The organism is Actinacidiphila guanduensis (assembly GCF_900103985.1).
In the GTDB taxonomy this organism is placed as follows: Bacteria; Actinomycetota; Actinomycetes; order Streptomycetales; family Streptomycetaceae; genus Actinacidiphila; species Actinacidiphila guanduensis.
The window spans coordinates 209,311-229,490 of sequence record NZ_FNIE01000010.1; the positions used below are offsets into that span (position 1 = coordinate 209,311).

The 20,180-nt window shown below is 74.2% G+C and carries 13 protein-coding genes; 9 read left to right on the forward strand and 4 right to left on the reverse strand.

Annotation, left to right across the window (positions count from 1 at the left end; genetic code table 11):
* Nucleotides 1-159: 159 nt before the first annotated feature.
* The 3 genes from BLR33_RS22740 to BLR33_RS22750 all read right to left on the reverse strand — a co-directional run bounded on the left by BLR33_RS22740 (nt 160) and on the right by BLR33_RS22750 (nt 3,519).
* Nucleotides 160-1,341, reverse strand: coding sequence for an HTTM domain-containing protein (locus BLR33_RS22740; protein ID WP_245771594.1), 1,182 nt, complete (start codon nt 1,339-1,341; stop codon nt 160-162).
* The gene (locus BLR33_RS22745) at nt 1,331-1,981 is read right to left on the reverse strand and encodes a DUF5819 family protein (protein WP_245771595.1); all 651 of its coding nucleotides are present in this window, start codon (nt 1,979-1,981) and stop codon (nt 1,331-1,333) included. The genes BLR33_RS22740 and BLR33_RS22745 overlap by 11 nt, the downstream gene beginning before the upstream one ends.
* Nucleotides 1,982-2,214: 233 nt before the next feature.
* Complete coding sequence (locus tag BLR33_RS22750; protein WP_093786413.1) at nt 2,215-3,519, reverse strand: ice-binding family protein; 1,305 nt, start codon at nt 3,517-3,519, stop codon at nt 2,215-2,217.
* Nucleotides 3,520-4,561: 1,042 nt separating this feature from the next.
* On the opposite strand from BLR33_RS22750, the gene BLR33_RS22755 reads away from it, so the two are divergent.
* From BLR33_RS22755 to BLR33_RS22770, 4 genes are all read left to right on the forward strand, one after another.
* A complete protein-coding gene (locus tag BLR33_RS22755; protein ID WP_093786414.1) occupies nt 4,562-6,679 on the forward strand; it encodes an ATP-binding SpoIIE family protein phosphatase in 2,118 nt (705 codons plus the stop codon).
* A 156-nt stretch (nt 6,680-6,835) separates the two neighbouring features.
* Nucleotides 6,836-7,438: a phosphatase PAP2 family protein gene (locus BLR33_RS22760; RefSeq protein WP_093786415.1), complete on the forward strand. Its 603-nt coding sequence runs from the start codon at nt 6,836-6,838 to the stop codon at nt 7,436-7,438.
* 212 nt (nt 7,439-7,650) lie between these two features.
* Nucleotides 7,651-8,475 carry an SDR family oxidoreductase gene (locus BLR33_RS22765; protein ID WP_093786416.1) on the forward strand — a complete coding sequence of 275 codons (825 nt, stop codon included), beginning with the start codon at nt 7,651-7,653 and terminating at the stop codon, nt 8,473-8,475.
* Nucleotides 8,476-8,540: 65 nt separating this feature from the next.
* Nucleotides 8,541-9,458 carry a LysR family transcriptional regulator gene (locus BLR33_RS22770; protein ID WP_093786524.1) on the forward strand — a complete coding sequence of 306 codons (918 nt, stop codon included), beginning with the start codon at nt 8,541-8,543 and terminating at the stop codon, nt 9,456-9,458.
* Between the two features lie 120 nt (nt 9,459-9,578).
* Here the strand turns inward: BLR33_RS22770 and BLR33_RS22775 are convergent, their stop codons facing one another.
* Nucleotides 9,579-10,499, reverse strand: coding sequence for an NmrA/HSCARG family protein (locus tag BLR33_RS22775; protein ID WP_093786417.1), 921 nt, complete (start codon nt 10,497-10,499; stop codon nt 9,579-9,581).
* 142 nt (nt 10,500-10,641) lie between these two features.
* Between BLR33_RS22775 and BLR33_RS22780 the strand changes: the two genes are divergently transcribed.
* The 5 genes from BLR33_RS22780 to BLR33_RS36245 all read left to right on the forward strand — a co-directional run bounded on the left by BLR33_RS22780 (nt 10,642) and on the right by BLR33_RS36245 (nt 19,929).
* Nucleotides 10,642-11,214, forward strand: coding sequence for a TetR/AcrR family transcriptional regulator (locus tag BLR33_RS22780; RefSeq protein WP_093786418.1), 573 nt, complete (start codon nt 10,642-10,644; stop codon nt 11,212-11,214).
* A 170-nt stretch (nt 11,215-11,384) separates the two neighbouring features.
* Nucleotides 11,385-13,367: an SGNH/GDSL hydrolase family protein gene (locus BLR33_RS22785; protein WP_265737044.1), complete on the forward strand. Its 1,983-nt coding sequence runs from the start codon at nt 11,385-11,387 to the stop codon at nt 13,365-13,367.
* Nucleotides 13,368-13,881: 514 nt separating this feature from the next.
* Entirely contained in the window at nt 13,882-16,059 is a 2,178-nt protein-coding gene (locus BLR33_RS22790) for an alpha-galactosidase (RefSeq protein WP_093786419.1), read from the forward strand.
* 209 nt (nt 16,060-16,268) lie between these two features.
* Nucleotides 16,269-16,730 carry an SRPBCC domain-containing protein gene (locus BLR33_RS22795; RefSeq protein WP_093786420.1) on the forward strand — a complete coding sequence of 154 codons (462 nt, stop codon included), beginning with the start codon at nt 16,269-16,271 and terminating at the stop codon, nt 16,728-16,730.
* Between the two features lie 310 nt (nt 16,731-17,040).
* Entirely contained in the window at nt 17,041-19,929 is a 2,889-nt protein-coding gene (locus tag BLR33_RS36245; RefSeq protein WP_093786421.1) for an ATP-binding protein, read from the forward strand.
* Nucleotides 19,930-20,180 lie beyond the last annotated feature (251 nt).

Genomic DNA, 20,180 nt, shown 5'->3' on the forward strand with positions numbered 1-20,180 from the left:
GGCCGGCGCGCCCGGAGAGGGCCGCTGCCCGGAGGAGGCCGCCGGCGCACGCGCCCGCGTCGCCCCCGGCAGCCGGCCCCTCGCCCGGCGCCGCGGGCGCCCGAGCGCCTGTGCGCGTCGGAGGCGGCCGGTCCGCAGTGGCCCGGCCGCCTCCGATGCTCATCGGCTCCGAGCCCCTCCTGTCGGCCGACCGGGGCGGTGGGCCGACGTGGAGTCACCCGGCTGGGAGGGCAGCAGTGGGGCGGGCGGTGCCGGGGACTCCGGTGCCCCGCCCCTGACGCGGGTGACGGCTCGGCCGCACCAGCGGGCCGCAGCCAGGTAGAACCGGTCGGGGAGGAAGGCCGCATCGGCGACGATCATCGCGGCGGAGAAGAGCGGGAGCCCCATGAACACGGCGATGCCGAGGTGCATGCCGAGCAGCATCGCGAGGACGACGTACTTGAACCGGCTGAACAGGACGAACGGAAATGCCACCTGGATCAGCACGGTCAGGTAGCCCACTGCTGCCAGGACGAGCGGGTAGTGGTCCGCCAGCGCGGACAGCGCCGGCCACGGCCGGAAGAGGTCGAGGTTCACCACGTAGTGCAGGGCGGTGCCGGACTGCCAGGAGGCGCCCTGCACCTTGTACAGGCCCGCCGAACCGTATAGGAGGCAGACCTGTGCGGCGATGACGAACATTCCGCAGTTGTGCAGGGCGGTGACCAGGGACTCGCGGGCCAGGCCGAACTGGGACCACAGATCGCTGCTCGCCCGCCACAGGGCCCAGCGGCCGGGGCCGGCCTTGCCCGCGGCCCGCAGTGCCGCCCGGCGCGCGTCCAGCGACCAGCGGCGTCCGCAGGCGGTGGCGGTCAGGTAGAGGGCCATCAGCAGGATCAGGTTGTCACCGCCGTCGGTCATGAAGATGGCCCGCCCGTGGAACGACACCACGACCAGCGCGAAGAGCACGGAGGTCGCGCGGGTCCGCCAGCCGAGCACGAACAGCGCGCAGACCACGAGGGCCAGCACGTAGCAGATGGTGAAGTACACCCTGCTGTCCGACAGTGTGAGGATGCTGAACCACCCGGTCTGGCGGAACAGTTCACGGGCCAGGGCCGGCGTCCACGGGGAGTCCGGACCCCAGATCTGCTCGCGGTGCGGCAGTTCGCGGAGCAGGAAGGCGAGGTAGCACAGCCCGTATCCGATCCGCAGCACCGAGGCCGCGTGGAGCGAGATCGGGCGGTGGGTGAGCAGCGCGGTCAGGCCCTCGACCCCGTACCGGGCGGACGCTGCGGTGCCGGCCGCGTCGGTCGGCGGGCGGCCGGCTGCGGCCGGCGTGGGAGTCGCGATCCGTTCAGTGGCCATGTCCGGTCACCTTCCACCAGGGCAGGCTCCGGGTCCCGACCGCCGACGCGGTGACCGGGGTGATGTGCCCGGAGGCGTCGGAGCGCGCCACCGGGCTTGTGCGGACGCGGAGTTGGATCGCGTCGATCGCGCCGTGCCGGGCGGCGGAGACGCGGTCCACGGCGATGTTCCGCAGGTACTCCTGCCACATCACCGCACGGTCCGAGTAGGACACGTCGCTGGTGCCGTGGGTGTCGAGGTAGCCGCTCCACGCTCGGCGGAGCATGTTCTGGTTGGTGTGGCTCGGAAAGGGGTCGTGTCTGACCCCGGCGTTGTCGACCGCCGTGAGATCGAACCATCCGCTGACCTGCTCCGCCCCGTCGGCCGAGGTGTGCAGCGTCCGGGCCGAGATCTGGGGGACGGACGACTCGGGGTCGGGAGCGAAGAGGCGCCAGTTCTGCTCGAAGAACGGGTAGATCCAGCCCTGGACCTGGCGCGCGTAGCGCTGGGAGATGGGGTTGGCGGGAGCCACGTGCAGGAAGACGAAGACCAGGTGCAGGAGGGCCACCCCCGCGAGCAGGACAGCCGCCGCTCTCGTGGCGAAGCGCAGCGGCAGCGGCAGCGCCGTCAGCCGGTCCGTGCCGCCGGAGGGCGCGAACACGACGTGTCCGCCGGGCGGTTCGCGACGGGTGCCCGGTGGCCTGCCGAGCCGATCCCCCGCCGTTCCTGTCGTGCCCACCGGTTCTCCGGTGTGCTGTACGTCTCCTGGGCCAGTCTTTGCCATCCCGGCCCTCCTCTCACAACTCTTCTGCTGGACGTGCGATGCCTGCCGGTCATGCGACCGGGCCCGGCGAGCGCGGGGAGCGCTCGCCGGGCCGGACGGAGCGGTGGGCGTCAGTGCTGCGTGGCCGGCTGCCCGTAGTCGTTCTCCGATGCGTCCTGGTCGGGAGCGCCGTAGCCGCCGGAGTCGTCGGGAGCGCCGTAGCCACCCGGCTGCTCCGGCTTGCCGTAACCGCCGGACTCCCCCGGCTTGCCGTAACCACCCGGCTGCTCGGGCTTGCCGTAACCACCCGGCTGCTCGGGCTTGCCCGGGTACGAGGGCTTGCCGTGGTGCGGCGGCTTGCCGTGGTGCGGGGGCTGGCCGTGGTGCGGGGGCTGGCCGCCGCCTCCTGCGGTGTTGCCCGCGGTGTTGCCCACCGTGTTGCCCACCGTGTTGCCTTCGATGGTGTTGCCCGCGGTACTGCCGCCGACCGTGTTGCCGGCGATCGAGTTGCCGCCGAGCAGACCGCCGGTCGTGATACCGCCGAGCAGACCGCCGGTGGTGATGCCGCCGAGCAGGCCGCCGCTGGTGCCGCCGGTCGTGCCGGTGGTGGTGGCGCCCGTGGTCGTACCGGTTGTCGTGCCCGTGGTCGTACCGGTCGTCGTACCGGTCGTCGTGCCCGTCGTCGTGCCCGTGGTGGTCGTGCCGCACGAAGGCCGGGTGATCGTGTTGGTGTCCAGCGTCACGGAGCCGTTGCGCGCCAGAGCACGGCCGACGACCGTCGCGCCCGTGTTCAGGCCCGTGGAGGTGAGCGACATGATGGTGCCGACGAACGTGGTGTCCGTGCCCAGCGTGGCCGAACTCCCCACCTGCCAGAAGACGTTGCACGGCGAGGCACCGTTGACCAGGAGGACCCGGCTGCTGGACGCGGTCGTCAGGGTCGAGCCGATCTGGAACACCCAGACGGCGTTGGGGTCGCCGGCCGCGTCCAGCGTGAGGGTGCCGGTGAGCCCGATGGAGGACGCCGCGTTGTAGACACCCGGTGCCAGGGTGAGGCCGCCGAGGTCGCCGGAGATGCTCGCGTCAGGGGCCTGGCCGGCCGCGTTGTTGTACGCGGTGGTGAGGTCGCTCTGGGCTTGGAGCGCGACGGCGTCGGCGGAGTGGGTGGCCCCGTTGACCAGGCCGGGCGGGAAACCGCTGATCGCCGTTCCCGGGCTGACCCCGAGGTCGCCGGTGACCGTCGAGGGGCCGGTGTTGGTCACCGACTGGCCGCCCAGCACGGCGAAGCTGTCAACTGTCCCCAATGGAACGGCTGTCGCGATGGCGGAGGCCTGCGTGGGCGTCAGCGCCACAGCGGCGCCCGCGACAAGCACCACCGCGGCGATCGACGAGGACAGGATTCTCCTGCCCGGCGCGCCGAGGACATTCAGTAGTTTCATCGATGAGCCTACTCCCTTGGGAAAAAGAAAGTGAGAGGACGGTCCACCGGCGGCCGACGACCCGCCGGTCCCCTTCCCGTTGGCAGCCCGCATTTCCCTCGACGGGCAGAGCCGTGGCAGCCCCATGGAAAGAGACAGCCTCAGCGTAGGGATCGCGAGGCACGGATGTGACGAGCAGTCAGGTTTGTTTCTCGCCGATCCACCCGCAATGGACTAACGCCGTCAGACGAACGGGCTGGTCACGGCCACTCCCTCGGCATATGCAAGAGACACGCGCGGCACGCCGAACGTGTTGACGGCGGACGCCGGTTGGCCGAATGCGCGACGGCTCAGAGAGGGAAAGCACCGGCCCTTTCCGTGCGCCCACCGGAGTGCCGAGCCCTTCCGCCGCCCGCGGAAGAGCCCCGGAAAAGGAGCCCGGCGCCGAAACGGATCTGCACCGATCCACCGAGGGGACACGGCAATTCGGAAGGAAACTCCGGGAGCCCGCGCGCAGCCGGTGCGACCCGGTCGTCAACTGGCGCGGGCCACGCCCCTCTTCGGAGCGAGTGCGCCTCCTGACGGCGAATCCGGGTGGCGCCCGGCAGCGGGGGACGCGTCGGCGGTGTTCGCTTCCGGCGGGGGACCCGGGGGGGCGGTGCCGCGGCTCGCGCCGCGACCGACCAGCCCGGCCGACGGCGGACCGCCGGGATGGCCGACGCCGGGAACGGACGTCGGATCCGATCCGGAGCCGACGGGGTCCGAACCGCGCCGCGGGCCCGCGGAGAGGCTGTGCGACGAGGGCCCGGGCGCCTCCCCTCACGACCTCGGGACAGCTGTCGGGGGCTGCGCGGCATCCAGCGGGCCCGCTCCGGGCCGGAAGGGTACGAGGCCCGGGCTGCGGCCGCCCCGCGCGGCCTCGCTCCCCGGTGAGCGGCTCCCTTCCGGGGCAATGAGGCCGGCGTCCGGCGTTTCCACGCAGACGGCCGGGCGGCGCGGCACCGGGTAGATCTGGACATGCCACGCATTTGCCCATGTCCCGGCGACCTACGATCCTGGTCGTATGGGGACAGAAGGCGTCCCGCCCGAGCCCGGCTGGCTCTCTCCCGAAGCCGAGGAGGGAGCCCTGGCGCACTGGGTGCTGTCCGGCCACACGGTCGCCGTGGCCGTCCACGACGCGTCGCTCCGCCTGGTGCGCGAGAACCCCGCGATGCGCCGGCTGGGCGGGCGTGTCGGCCGGCACGGGATCACCGCGGTGCTGAGCGCGCCGGACGCCGCCGAGTGGCAGGCGCGGGCCGAGCGCGTCCTGCACACCGGGCAGCCCGCGAGCCCCTTCGTCTGCCGCCGCAACACCCGCGCCGAACTCGACCGCCGCCACGTCTTCGCCGCCGCCATTACGCCGCTGCGGGAGCCGGGCGGCCGGATCCGCGGCGTGTGCACCACGATGACCGACATCACCGACCAGCAGCGCGACAAGGACCGGCTGGCGCTGCTCAACGAGGCCGGCACCCGGATCGGCAGCACCCTGGACGTGACGCACACCGCGCAGGAGCTGGCCGACGTGATCGTGCCCGCGCTCGCCGACTTCGTCGCCGTGGACCTGCTGGACGCCCTGCTCAGCGGCGACGAGCCCGCCCCTGTCCCGACCACCGGCGCCCCGGCCCTGCGCCGTACGGCGAACGCCTCGGTGCGGCCCGGTGTCCCCGAGGCGGTGGTGCGGCCCGGCGACGTCGACGTCCACCCCGAGCACACGCCCAGCGCCCGCGTCCTGCGCACCGGCCGCCCGACGCTCCAGCACTCCTTCGGCCCGGCGGTCACCGCCTGGATGGAGGAGGACCCCATCCGCGGGGCGAGCATGCGCAAGTACGGCTTCCACTCGTGGATGATCGTGCCGATCATCGCGCGCGGTACGACCCTCGGAGTGGCGTTGCTCGGCCGGTCCCTGCGCGAGGAGCCCTTCGACGCCGACGACCTCACCCTGGCCGAGGAGCTGGTGGCGCGGGCCGCGGTAGCGTTGGACAACGCGCGGCGGTTCACGCGGGAACGCAGCAGCGCCGTCGCCCTGCAGCAGAGCCTGCTGCCGCAGTGGTTGCCGCGGTTGTCGGCGGTGGAGGCGGCCTCGCGGTATCTGCCGGCGGCCCCGCGCCTGGGGGTCGGCGGGGATTGGTTCGACGTGATTCCCCTGTCGGGGGCGCGGGTTGCGCTGGTGGTGGGGGATGTGGTGGGCCACGGTCTGCAGGCGGCGGCGACGATGGGTCGGCTGCGCACGGCCGTGCGCACCCTGGCCGATGTCGACCTCGCTCCGGACGAACTCCTCACGCACCTGGACGACTTGGTGCTGCGGCTGTCGGCGGAGTCCGAGACCGATCGGGGCACCGCGCGGGGCGAGGCGGGGGACATCGGGGCGACGTGCCTGTACGCGGTCTACGACCCTGTGTCGGGCCGGTGTTCGCTGGCGCGGGCGGGGCATCCGCCGCCCGCGGTCGTACGCCCTGACGGGAGCGCGGAGTTCCTGGACCTGCCGGCCGGGCCGCCGCTGGGGCTGGGCGGATTGCCGTTCGAGGCCCGCGAAGTCGACCTTCCCGAGGGCAGTCTGCTCGCCCTCTACACCGACGGCCTGGTGTCCTCCCGCGAGGACGGCATGGACGCCGGGCTCGACAACCTCCTGCGGACCCTCGCCGTGCCCGGCCGCACCCTTGAGGACCTGTGCACCTGCCTGGTGACCGACCTGGCGCCCGAACACCGCACGGATGACGCGGCGTTGCTGCTGGCGCGGCTGCGGCGGCTGGATGCCCGGCAGGTCGCGGCCTGGGACCTGCCCACCGACCCCGCGGCCGTCCCCGCCGTCCGCGCCGACGCCCTGCACACCCTCGCCGACTGGGGACTGGAGGAAGAGGGCTACGTCACCGAGCTGGTCGTCAGCGAACTGGTCACCAACGCCATCCGCTACGGCGGCGACAGCATCCGCCTGCGCCTCATCCGCGACCGCGCCCTCATCTGCGAAGTCGCCGACACCAGCAGCACCGCCCCCCACATGCGCCGCGCCCGCGCCAACGACGAAGGCGGCCGCGGCCTCCTCCTCGTCGCCCAGCTCACCGACCGCTGGGGCAGCCGCCAGACCACCACCGGCAAAGTCATCTGGTGCGAACAAACCCTCCCCGGGGACTCCCCCGAGACATAGCCGAACGCGCAAGCGGTGCGCCCCAACTGCTCCGGGGCTGGGGCCTGTTGACCGGGCGGGCGGCCCCGGATGAGGGGCCGCGGGAACCGTGTGGCACGCTGCGGTCCGACCCCGGGCGCCGGCCCCGCCGGAACGACCTCACGAGACGCGGACGAAATGCAGCCCCTGGTCGCCGAGTTGCCCGATGTGCGCGGCCGCGCCGCCCGCTGGATCACCGACGTCGTCGCGCCCGCGAACGTCCTCGCGGCGCTGCTGCTGATCACGGGCCGGCACGCGGCGGGCGCCACCGGAGTGGCCTGGGCGCTGGGCGCGGCCGCGCTCGCCGTCGGGCTGCCGCTGACGCTCGTGGCCGCCGGGGTGCGCCGCGGCCGCTACACCGACCTGCACGTCAGGGTCCGCGAGCAGCGGCTGGTGCCGCTGCTGACGGCGGTCTGCTCGACGGCTGCGACGGCGGGCCTGCTCGCTGCCTTCGGCGGTCCGCCGCAGCTCATCGCGCTCGTCCTCGCGATCGGCGCGGGCCTGTTCACGGGCGGCGTGATCACGCTGTGGTGGAAGGTGTCCGGCCACACGGCGGTGGTGGGCGCGGCGGCCGTCATCCTCATCGCGCTCTTCGGCCCCCCCGCCGCCCTGTCCCTGCCGGTCGCTCTCCCCGTTGCCTGGGCCCGCGTGGCGCTGCGCGACCACACCCCGGCCCAGACAGCGGTCGGCTTCCTGGTCGGCGCAGCCGTGGCCCTGGCGGTCTTCGTCCCCCTGACCTGACCTGACCTGACCCGCCCTCGCCCAGGGCTCCTCCGGCGCGCACTGCCGGCTCCTTTGCCGTGAGCCGACACATGTCGGATGCGCATGGCTGAGATGCGGAACTATCGCTTGTCGGCATGGGTGGCTCCGGTGATCGTTGGAGGTGGGCGGCCCCGAGGTAGGGCGGCCGACCGGAACGGTACGGATGGAACCGGATGGAAGAGGAGCGCGGGATGAAGACGTGGTTCGTTACCGGGGCGTCCAGGGGGATCGGGCGGGAGATCGTGGAGCAGGCACTCGCACGGGGGGACCGGGTGGCCGCCACCTTGCGGCGCCCCGAGCAACTGGACGAACTGGTGGGGAAGTTCGGCGACCGGCTGTGGCGCAGGCGGCTGGACGTGACCGACACGGGGGCGATCGAGGACGTGGTGGGCGCCGCCTTCGGGGAGTTGGGGCGGATCGACGTCGTCGTGTCCAACGCCGGCTCCGGCGTGTTCGGCGCCGCCGAGGACCTGAGCGACGCCCAGGTGGAGTCGGTGATCGCGGCGAACCTCACCGGCTCGATCCAGCTCGCCCGCCGGGCGGTGCCGCACCTGAGGGCTCAGGGCGGCGGCGTCTTCGTCCAGCTCTCCAGCATGGGCGGCCACATCGCTTTCCCCGGCTTCGCGATCTACCACGCGGCCAAGTGGGGCGTGGAGGGCTACTTCGACGCGATGGCGCGGGAGATCGCCCCGTTCGGCATCGCCACCGTGCTCGTCGCGCCCGGCATGGTGCGCACCGGGTTCTTCGACGCCGCCGAGCGGGTCGAGCCCAGCGCCCCGTACCGCGGCGGGTCGGCCGACTCCCCGGCCCTCGCGGTCGAGGAGATGCCCGGCAGCAGCTCCGGCGTCGCCCACGCCGTCATCGAGGCGGCGCTGTCCGGACACCCGCCGCTACGGCTGCTGTTGAACTCCGACGGATACGAGGCGGTCACCGAGGGCGTACGGCGGCGGCTGGAGTCGCTGGAGCGGCAGCGCGAGAGCGCGTACGCGGCCGACGCGGAGTACGCCGGGCGCTGACGGCCCATGCGGTACGGGCGCGTTGTGCGGCAGGGCCGGTGCGTGCCGCGCATATCGTGGCCGGCATGTCGGAGTTGACGCTGATCGGGCTGCGGGTGGTCGTCGAGGTCGCGCGGCGCGGGTCCTTCACGGCGGCCGCCGAGGCGCTCGGCTACACGCAGTCGGCGGTCTCGCGTCAAATCGGCGCCGCCGAATCCGCCCTGGGCGCACCGCTGTTCGAGCGGCAGGCCCGCGGGGTGCGGCCGACACCCGAGGGGGAGGCGCTGATCCGGCACGCACGGCAGGCGCTCGCCCACGTGGAGGCCGCCGAGGCGGAGATCGCCGGGCTGCGCGACCGGGTGGCGGGCCGCCTGGCCGTGGGCGCATACCCGACGGCGGCGGCGACCCTGGTCCCGCGCGCCATCGCCCGGCTGGGCGCGGCCCACCCGGCGCTCACCGTCACCCTGACCGAGGCCGGGAGCCCGGCGCTGCTGCGGCGCCTGCGGGCCGGGCGCATCGAGGTCGCCCTCATCTCGATCGGCGACGGCCTGCCCGACTACGACCTCACCGGCCTGCAGGTCGAACGGGTCTGCGGCGGCCGCGGGTTGGGCGTGGCCGTCAGCACCGCACATCCGCTGGCCGGGCGCGGCACGGTGGACGCGGAGGATCTGGCGGGCGAGGCGTGGATCATTGGCGCGGGTGAGCAGGGGGCCCCGCAGTTCGAGGCGTGGCCGACCCTGAAGGCGCCCAACATCGTCCACGAGGCGCGCAGTTGGACCACCCGGCTCGGCCTGGTGGCCGCCAACCTCGGCATCTCGCTGCTCCCCGGCCTCGCGGCGGACACCCTCCCCCGGGGCGTCACCTGGCTCCGCGTCCACGACCCCTCCTTCACCCGCACCCGCGAGACCGTCCTCCTGACGCAGGCCGACCGCTCCCCCGCCGCGTCCGCCCTGGTGACAGCGATCCACACGGAAGCCGCCGCCCCCTCCCCCGAACTCCCCTGACCACGAGCGCCACCAACGCCGTGACGCGAGGCGTCTTTTCGTAGCCGTGGAGTCCAACGCCCATTCAGTAACGCGTCTTGCGACCACCTGACTCGGGCTCAATGGAAACCGTCCGTGCCCTCAGGCCGTGGCCGGGAAGTGGGCGCGGGTCCATTCCTCGAAAGTGGTGAGCGGAAGGCCCAGCGCGCGGGCGAATTCGGGGCGGGCGGGCTGGCCCGCGACGTTGAGCCACTCGTGCGACGCCCCCATCGGCGGCATTCCCGCGGCCAGCGCCTCGGCCTCGTTCATGTCGGGTGCCGCGAGCGGCACGCCCAAGGCGCCCGAGAGCACCTCGGCGATCTGCGTCATGGACAAGTAATCGCTGGCCAGCTCCAGTTCGACCCCGTCGAAGCGCTCGGGGTCCGCGAGAGCCGCCGCCGCGGCCGTACCGATGTCGTCCACCGCGACCAGCGACAGCCGCGTACCCGGGTTCAGCACGCTCACCAGGCCGTCCTCGACGCCGCGCGGGAAGAGGAACGCCATGGACGGCAGGAAGTTGTCCATGAAGAAGCCCGGCTTCAGGATCGTCCAGTGCGGGAAGCCCGCCGCCCGGACCCGGTCCTGGACCGCGCTCTTCGCCGTCAGCGACGCCTCGACGGCCCACCGGCCGGGCGCCCATCCCGGCACCGAGGTGTGCTCGCCCGCCCCGGTCACGGACGTGTGCACGAACTGCGGCACCCCGGCCGCGCGGGCCGCCTCGACCAGGTTCGTGCCCTGGGCCACCTCGGCGGCGAAGTCGAAGCCCTCCGCGCCCATCGGCGGCATCTGCACGGAGAAGACGGCACGCACCCCCTGCGCGGCCCGCACGAGCGAGTCAGGGTCGCTCAGGTCGCCGGTGACGAGTTCGGCGCCCAACTCTGCGACGGCCCTGGCCCGTTCGCTCGACGGATCGCGCACCAGCGCGCGTACGGGGACGCCCGCCGCACGCAGGGCACGGGCGGTGGCACCGCCCTGCCGGCCGGTGGCTCCGGTGACCAGGACGGGCGCGCAATCGGTGGACATTGCTGCTCCTCGGGGGCTCGGCGCAAGGGCGCGACTCGGTACGGCGACGGCTCCCGGACCAGAAACGGCGGGGCCCGCCACTTACCGCGCGATACGATACGGCGGGCCCCGCCACTTGACCACCCCCGGAGGTGACGAGCCGATGCCCGAGCACCAGCGGGCCGACGCCCGGCGCAACTACGCGCGCATCCTCGCCGTGGCCGAGGAGGAGGTCGCCGCCCACGGCGCCGGCGCCTCGCTGGAGCAGATCGCCCGCACCGCGGGCGTCGGCTCGGCGACCGTCCGCCGCCACTTCCCCACCCGCCACGCCCTGCTGGAGGCCGTCTCCAAGCAGCGGATCGAGGCCCTGTGCGCCCGCGCCCGCGAGCTGGCCGCCAAGGACGACGGCCGCGCCGCGCTCCTGGAATGGCTCGGCGACGTGGTCACCTACTGCGTCAGCGCCCGCGGCCTGGCCGCCGCGCTCTCCTACGAGGCCGACCCGACCCACGACAACGCCTGCTCGGCAGCACTGGCCGAGGCGGGCAACCCCCTCCTCCACCGCGCCGCGCAGCAAGGCGCGGTGACCCAGGGCGCCACCCTCACCGAACTGATCACCCTGATCGTCGGCATCGTCCTGGCCACGGAACACCACCCCGACCCGGCCACGGCCGCCACCCGCCTCTTCCACCTCTCCGTAGCGGGCCTGGCCCCCAGGGGTGAAGCGAGCGGCGAATGATTTGCCCGCGAGGCGAGGCACCCGGCTGGGGCGCTGCGGCTGCGCCACCCGGCGCAATCGAACTGCCCCTTCGGACACAGGGCTTGACGGGCGTCCCACCCGGTGGCTCAATGCCCGAGAGATTTCTCACGTTGTAACACCCACCGCCGCACCGGAGGGATTCCGTGCACGTGAAATCCAGCAGCCGCCGCCCCGGTACCCAGCCCGGCGCCCAGCCCCACGCCCGCCCCCACCGCACGACCCCTCGCCCCCGCAACCGCGCCGCCCGCGCCCTCCTCACCGCCTGCCTCGCCGGCGCGACCCTCCTCGGCGGCACCCTCGGCCTCGCCGGCACCGCCCACGCGAACACGACGAACACCGTGACCACGGCGAACCCAGCAGGCCCCGCGGCAACGCCGAGCACCACCGCCACCGCAACGGCCGACCCGGCCACCCCCGCCCGCACCTCCCCCCGTCCCCACCCCCTCTCCACCGCCTTCGACAACACCGCCATCACCGACAACGCCGCCCCCACCGCAGGCGACTTCGACGGCGTCGGCAACACCCTCTCCGCCCAGGACCTCGCCGCCGCCGGCTGGGGCCCCGGCGCCCACATCACCCTCGACGACACCCGCTTCACCTGGCCCGACGTCGCCCCCGGCCAACCTGACAACGTTATCTCCGACGGCCAGACCATCGCCCTGACCGGCTCCGGCACCGCCCTCGGCTTCCTCGTCACCGGCACCCACGGCGCCACCTCCGGCACCGGCACCATCACGTACACCGACGGCAGCCGGCAGTCCTTCACCCTCGGCGGGCAGGACTGGATCTCCGGGCCGACGGACACCATGGCCGTCGCGCTGCCGCACTGGAACACCCCTTCCGGCACGGTCGCCGCGCCGCCGAAGCTGTACGCGGTCTCGGTGCCGATCACCGCCGGCAGGCACCTGGCGTCGGTGACGCTGCCGCAGATCAGCGACCCGGCCGCCCCCGAGGCGCCCGCGCTGCACGTCTTCGCGGTCGGCGTCCGCCCGTCCGCACCTCAGTGGGCCGGCACCTGGGCCGCGGCGGCCGACGACAGCCTCGTCAACGGCCCCTGGACCAACCGCACCCTGCGCATGGTGGAGCACACCAGCATCGGCGGAAGCCAGATCCGCATCCGGCTGGACAACGCCTTCGCGCCCTCGCCGGTGACGGTCGCCCACGCCACTATCGCTGTACGCGGCCAGGGTTCGGCGGCCGCCGCCACTCCGCGGACGCTGACCTTCGGCGGCGCGCGGCAGACCACGATCCCGGCCGGCGGCCAGGCGGTGAGCGACAGCGTGGCCTTCCATGTGCCGGCCGACTCCGACCTGCTGGTCAGCCTGTTCCTGCCCGGCCCGGTGCACCTCGCCTCGATGCACAGCCTCGGCATGCAGGACAACTACTCCAGCGCCGACCAGGCCGGCGACCGCACGCAGGACGTCGCGGACTTCCCCGTGAACAACACCTTCGGCTTCTGGACGCTGCTGTCCGGCATCGACGTACGGCCCGCCCACCGGCAGGGCACGGTGGTGGCGTTCGGCGACTCCATCACCGACGGCTACAACTCAACGTACAACGGCAACGACCGCTGGCCGAACGACCTCGCCCGGCGGCTGCTCGCGCAGGGCGGCGGCAAGCCGGTGCCCGGCGTGATCGACGAGGGCATCAGCGGCAACCGGGTGGTCACCGACCGCTTCACCGGCGTGGCAGGCACCGGCACCGCCGGGATCTCCGCGCTCGCCCGCCTCGACCGCGACCTGCTCGCCCAGCCGAACGTCCGCACCGTCGTCCTGCTGGAGGGCATCAACGACATCGACGGGAACACCCCGGCCGATCAGGTCATCGCGGGTCTCACGCAGATCGCGCAGCGCGCCCACGCGGCCGGCATCCGGGTGGTGGCCGCCACACTGACCCCCTTCGAGCACTGCTCGGACTACACCCCCGCCCGCGAGACGCAGCGCGAGGCGGTGAACTCCTTCATCCGCGACAACGGCGGCGTCTTCGACTCCGTGGTCGACTTCGACAAGGTCACCCAGGACCCGGCCGACCCGCTGGAGTTCCTGCCCGCCTACGACTCCGGCGACCACCTGCACCCGGGCCCGGCCGGCTACCAGGCGATGGCCGACGCGATCGACCTCGCCACGCTCTGAACCGCGGCCGCTCCACTCAGCATCCGGTCGACACCCACCCCTTCACCGAACCGCCCGTCCCCGGACCGCCTGTACCGCCCTGCACCACCGCCTCCGCCGCCCCGGCCGCTCCCGCAGCACGCGGGACCGACTCGCCCGGGGCGGCGCTCCATTGACCAGGACCGGTCCCAACTCCCCTGCGAGGCGCGCCTGTCGACTCACCCCCGGCCCAACTGCCGCCGGCCGCGCGCACGTGCACGCGCCGGGAGGGCGTATCCGATCGGCCCCTTACCCGCCCGGCCCGGGCCCCGTCGGCCCGTGGGAGGCGCTGCCCCGCGGGGCGGCGCGGCACAACGCGCTTGACAAGGAGCTTCACCGCAAGCTCTGATGTCGATCAGCGTTGAATAGCGTGCCAATTTGTTCGTTTGAGTTCGGATCGGCACCGGTCGCGATCGGCCCAGGCTGTCGGCCACGGAGGGCCGCCTGCGATGATCGTGCCGGCCCGAGTCCGCCACCTGCCAAGGGAGTCCCCGTCGTGACGCCGCCCACCGCCTCTCCCGACCACGGCATCGTCCAGCTGCGTGCCGCGGGAGTGAGCCTCGTACTCGACCTGACCGGCGGGACGCTGCCGCGGGTGCTGCACTGGGGCGCCGACCCCGGGCCGATGGACGGCGCCGAACTCGACGCCTTCGCCCGCGCCCAGGCCCCGCAGCCGATCGCCTTCTCGGTGGACGGCGCCGTGCCGGTGGCGATCCTGCCCGAGCAGTCCGCGGGCTGGCTCGGCACGCCGGGCCTGGTCGGCAACCGGGAGGGCGCGCAGTTCTCGACCGCCTTCACCGTCCGCGAGGTGCGCCGCGAACTGCCGGCCGAGGACGCGGCGGGCGGCCGGCTCACCGTCGAGGCGGCGGACGAGATCGCGGGCCTGGGCCTGCGGCTGACCGTCGAGCTGACCCCGCAGGGCCTGGTCCGCCAGCGCGCGGAGCTGACCAACGAGGGCGCCACCCCGTTCGCCCTGGACGCCCTCAACCTCACCCTGCCGGTGCCCGCCGCCGCCACCGAGCTGCTCGACTTCGCCGGCCACCACCTGCGCGAACGCGCGCCCCAGCGCACCCCGTTCACCCAGGGCATCCGCATGCGCGAGAGCCGCACCGGCCGCACCGGCTTCGACGCGGCCTTCCTGCTCATCGCCGGCACCGCGGGCTTCGGCGCACGCAGCGGCGAGGTGTGGGGCGTGCACACCGCGTGGTCGGGCAACCACCGCACCTTCGCCGAGCGCACCTTCCACGCGGTCTCGCTGCTCGGCTCCGGCGAGGTGCTGCTCTCCGGCGAAGTCCGCCTGGCACCCGGCGAGTCGTACATCTCGCCCTGGCAGTACGGCAGTTACGCCACCGGGCTGGACGAGCTGGCCGGCCGCTTCCACCGCTGGCTGCGGTCCCGACCCGGGCACCCGCGGCGGCCGCGCCCGGTCGTGATCAACACCTGGGAGGCGGTCTACTTCGACCACGACCTCGGGCGGCTCAAGGCGCTGGCCGACGCCGCAGCCGAGGTCGGCGCCGAGCGGTTCGTGCTGGACGACGGGTGGTTCGGCGGCCGGCGCGACGACCGGCGGGGCCTGGGCGACTGGTTCGTCTCCCCCGAGGTCTGGCCGCAGGGCCTGGGCCCGCTGATCTCCCATGTCAACAGCCTCGGCATGGAGTTCGGCCTGTGGGTCGAGCCGGAGATGGTCAACGAGGAATCCGACCTGGCCCGCGCGCACCCGGACTGGATCATGTCCACCGGCGACCGGCTACCCGGCCGCTCCCGCCACCAGCAGGTGCTGGACCTGGCCAACCCCGAGGCGTACGCGTACATCCTCGGCTGCCTGGACGCGCTGCTGACCGAGTACCCCATCGCGTACTTCAAGTGGGACCACAACCGGGACCTGGTCGAGGCCGGGCACCCGGCGACCGGCCGGGCCGGCGTCCACGACCAGACGCTCGCCGCCTACCGGCTGATGGACGAACTGCGCTCCCGGCACCCGGGGCTGGAGATCGAGTCCTGCGCGTCCGGCGGCGCCCGGATCGACCTGGAGGTGCTGCAGCGCACCGACCGGGTGTGGGTGTCGGACTGCAACGACGCGCTGGAGCGGCAGGAGATCCAGCGCTGGACGAACCTGCTGCTGCCGCTGGAGCTGATGGGCACGCACGTCGGCCCCGGCACCGCGCACACCACCGGCCGCACCCACGCGCTCGACTTCCGCGCCGGCACCGCGCTCTTCGGCCACTTCGGCATCGAGTGGGACATCGCCCGCGCCACGCCGGAGGAGCGCAAGCGGCTGGCCGCGTGGATCGCGCTGCACAAGGAGCTGCGGCCGCTGCTGCACTCCGGCACCGCGGTGCACGCCGACCACCCGGACCCGGCGGTGCGGCTGCACGGCGTGGTCGCGGCGGACCGCTCCGAGGCGGTCTTCGCGGTCGTGGCGACCGGCTCCACCGAGCTGTACCCCGCGGGGCCGGTACGGCTCCCCGGGCTCGACCCCGACGCCCTCTACCACGTGCGGCCGCAGGCGCCCGGCGACGTCCCCGAGGGGCCCGCGGAGCGACGGCACGCGATGCTCCCGTGGTGGACGCCGGAGGGCGTCACCCTGAGGGGTGCCGCCCTCGCCGCCGCGGGCGTCCAGCTCCCCGCCCTGTTCCCCGAGCGGCTCGTCCTCCTCCGGGCGACGCGCGCGTAGCGCTTATCACGGTGCGGATTCTCGCCGTTGGCGCGCCTGTCCCGTCGCCGACCGCCGCACCGATCAGGCTCGGCGCGCGGTTCCTCCCCCAGAGCTCCGCCTGGGAGGTGCCCCCAGCGCCCCGGGGCTGTACGACCTTGCTCTTCACACGAAGGGCGAGGCCGTACGGCACGGGCGCGGGGAGCCGGGCTCGCGCATACGCTGGCGGTATGCAGACGACGCGTGTGTCGCGGCGGGTGAGGGCGCCCAGGGATGTGGTGTACCGGGCCCTGGTGGACGCCGGGGCCGTGGGACGGTGGCGGGTGCCGGACGGGATGACCGCTCAGGTGCACGAGTTCGACGCGCGCGAGGGCGGGGCCTTCCGCGTGTCGCTCACCTACGACGCGCCGGACGCCACCGGCAAGACGCTGGGCCGTACCGACACCTACCACGGGTACTTCGCGCGGCTGGTGCCCGGCACGGAGGTGGTCGAGGTGTTCGTCTTCGAGACGGCCCGCCCCGAGTTGCGGGGCGAGATGACGATGACGACGACCCTCACGGACGCCGAGGACGGCGGTACGGACGTGGTGATCGTCCACGAGGGTATCCCCGACGCCGTACCCGCCGCCGACAACGAGACCGGCACGGCGATGGCTCTCGCCAACCTCGCCCGGCTGGTGGAGCGCGCCTGACGGCCACCTGACGAGCAACAGCCACGGTGCGGACTCCCGCCGTCCGGGTTCCTGTCCCGTCGCCGGCTGCCGCCCGGTGACCGGCCGGGCGCGCGTTTCCTCTCCCAGAACCTCGTTTCCGACGTACCCCCGGTGCCCCCTTGGGCTCGCCGCCCGTACGAAGGGGTGCCCGCGTACGGGCCCGTAGCCGTCAAGGGGGCGTCAAGGGGGTGGGAGGTGGCGACAGGATCGCGTCAAGGCGGGACGCGGGCGGCCGCGGGGGCGGGTTGCTTGGGGGTGACGGAACGGCCCGGCCCCTGGAGACGCGCTCATGTCCGATCCCACCGCCGAGCCCCCCGGCCGGCCCGCGCAGCGGACCCGCCGGGGCCGGCTGAAGGTGTACCTCGGCGCGGCGCCGGGCGTCGGCAAGACGTACCGGATGCTGGACGAGGGGCACCGCCGGGTGGCCCGCGGCACCGACGTGGTGGTGGCCTTCGCCGAGTGCCACCACCGCGAGCACACGCTCGCCAAGCTCGACGGCCTGGAGGTCGTACCGCGGCTGGAGCGGGAGTACCGCGGCACCACGTTCCGGGAGCTGGACGTGGCCGCCGTGCTCGCTCGCAACCCGCGGATAGCGCTGGTGGACGAGCTCGCCCACACCAACCCGCCCGGCGGCCGCAACGCCAAGCGCTGGCAGGACGTCGAGGACCTGCTGGACGCCGGGATCGACGTGGTGACCACGCTCAACGTGCAGCACCTGGAGTCGGTCAACGACGTGGTCGAGAAGATCACCGAGGTGCCGCAGCGCGAGACCGTGCCCGACGAGGTGGTGCGGCGGGCGGACCAGATCGAGCTGGTGGACATGCCGGCCGAGGCACTGCGCCGGCGGCTGGCGCACGGCAACGTCTACGCGGCCGAGAAGGTCGACGCGGCCCTGGCCAACTACTTCCGGATCGGCAACCTCACCGCGCTGCGCGAACTGGCGCTGCTGTGGGTGGCCGGGCGGGTGGACGAGGCCCTGCACCGCTACCGCAGCGAGCACGGCATAGGGCGGGTGTGGGAGACCAAGGAGCGCGTCGTCGTCGCGCTGACCGGCGGCCCGGAGGGCGACACCCTGATCCGCCGCGCGGCCCGGATCGCCGACCGTTCGGCCGGCGGCGACCTGCTGGCGGTGCATGTGGCCCGCAGCGACGGCCTGGCCGTGGGCGCCTCACCCGCGGCGCTGGCCCGGCAGCGGCAGCTCGTGGAGAGCCTGGGCGGCAGCTACCACTCGGTGGTCGGCGACGATGTGTCCGCCGCGCTGCTGGAGTTCGCCCGGGCGGCCGGCGCCACCCAGCTCGTCCTGGGCACCAGCAGCCGCAGGCGGTGGGAGCGGCTGCTGACCGGGCGCGGCATCGGCGAGACGACGGTGGGCAGTTCGGCCGACATCGACGTGCACATGGTCACCCACGAGCGGGCCGGGCACGGGCGGCTGCTGCCCTCGCGGCGGCGCACCCTGACCACGTGGCGGCTGCTCGCCGGCCCCGTCTCGGGCCTGGTGCTGCCGGTGGCGCTCACCGCGCTGCTCGCGGGCAGCCGCGGCACGCTCAACCTCACCAGCGAGGCGCTGCTCTTCCTGTTCGCCGTGGTGTGCGTGGCGTGCCTGGGCGGGGTGGTCTCGGCGGTGGTCGCCTCGGTGACGGCGTCGCTGCTGCTCAACTACTACTTCATCCCGCCGGTCGGGCAGTTCACCATCGCCGAGCCCAACAACATCCTGGCGCTGGCGGTGTTCGCGATCGTGGCGGGCACGGTGGCCGCGGTCGTGGACCGCTCCCTGCGGCTGTCCCGCCGCGCGGCCCGCGCCACCGCCGAGGCCGAGACGCTCTCCTCGCTGGCGGCGAGCATCGTCCGCGGCGGCGACGCGGTCCCGGCCCTGCTGGAACAGGCCCGCGAGACCTTCGCGATGGACAGCGCGGAACTCGTCCGGACGGCGCCGGAGCCGGAGGCCGAGAGCGCGATGCCGCCAACGGGCCCGGTGGAAAGGACGGTTGGGACCGCGCCTGCCGAAGACGGCGCCGCGCGGCCGTTTTCGGGGCCGGACGGCACCAGTTGGCGACAGCCTTGGCCGCTTCCTGACCCTCGGCCCCACTCCGGGCCGGACGGCGCCGCGCGGCAGCACGCCGGGGCGTACGGCACCAGTCGGCAGCATCCCGCGCCGGATCCCGGCTCCCGTCCCGGCTCCGGGCCGGACGGCGCCGCGCGGCAGCACGCCGGGGCGGACGCCGGGCTCCCCGTCGTACGGGTGCCGGCCGGGGACGGGACGGCGCTCGTGCTGCGGGGGCGGGAGCTGTCGGCGTCCGACCAGCGTGTGCTCGCGGCCTTCGCGGCGCACGTGTCGGCGGCCGCCGAGCGGGACCGGCTGGCGCGGGCGGCGGCGGAGGTGGAGCCGGTGAAGGCCGCCGACCGGATGCGTACGGCGCTGCTGGCCGCGGTCAGCCACGACCTGCGCACCCCGCTGGCGGTCGGCTGGGCGGCGGTCAGCTCGCTGCGCAGCCACGACGTGGACTTCTCGGCCGAGGACCGCGAGGAGCTGCTGGCCACCGCCGAGGAGTCGCTGGCGCGGCTGAGCCGGCTGGTGGAGAACCTGCTGGACATGAGCCGGCTGCAGGCCGGGGCGCTGCGGCTGGACCTGCGGCCCACGGCGCTGGAGGAGGTGCTGCCGGCCGCGCTGGAGGCGCTGCCCTCGGACGCGCCGGGGATCGACGCGCACGGGCTGGAGGAGGCGCCCGCGGTGGCCGCCGATCCGCCGCTGCTGGAGCGGGTCATCGCCAATCTGCTGGCGAACGCGGCGCGGCACGCGCCACGGGACCGCCCGGTCGTGCTGACCGCGAGCGCGCTGGGCGACCGGGTGGAGCTGCGGGTGGTGGACCGCGGCCCGGGCCTGCCGGCCTCCGATCGGGAACGCGCCTTCGAGCCCTTCCAGCGCATGGGCGACAACGACAACACCACGGGCCTGGGCCTCGGCCTGGCGCTGGCGCGCGGCCTGACGGAGGCCATGGGCGGCACCCTGACCCCGGAGGACACGCCGGGCGGCGGCCTGACGATGGTCCTCTCCCTCCCGGCCGCGACCACCTGCCCTGTCCCGCCCCCGGACCCCGCCCCCGCCCCGACCGGCCCGGGCACCCCGCCCGCGGACCCGGCCGCCGACGACCTGGCCGACGACCGTACCCGCACGCCGTAGACCACGCCCGGCCCGTACCCGCACGCCGGAGGACACGCCCGGCCCGCGCCCGCCCGCCAACGGCCCCGCGGGCGTCCTCCCGCACCCCACCGCCTTGTGCGTCAAGGCCACGTCAAGGGGCCGCGGGGGCGCGTCAGGGAGGCGCTAACGGGCACCGCCGAGGGCGGGCGGCGGGGATTTATTGGGTGGGCCGACCCGTCATCCGGTCGGTACCGCCAGGCCCGCGGACCGCGGGAGCGCGGTCCCTCGCC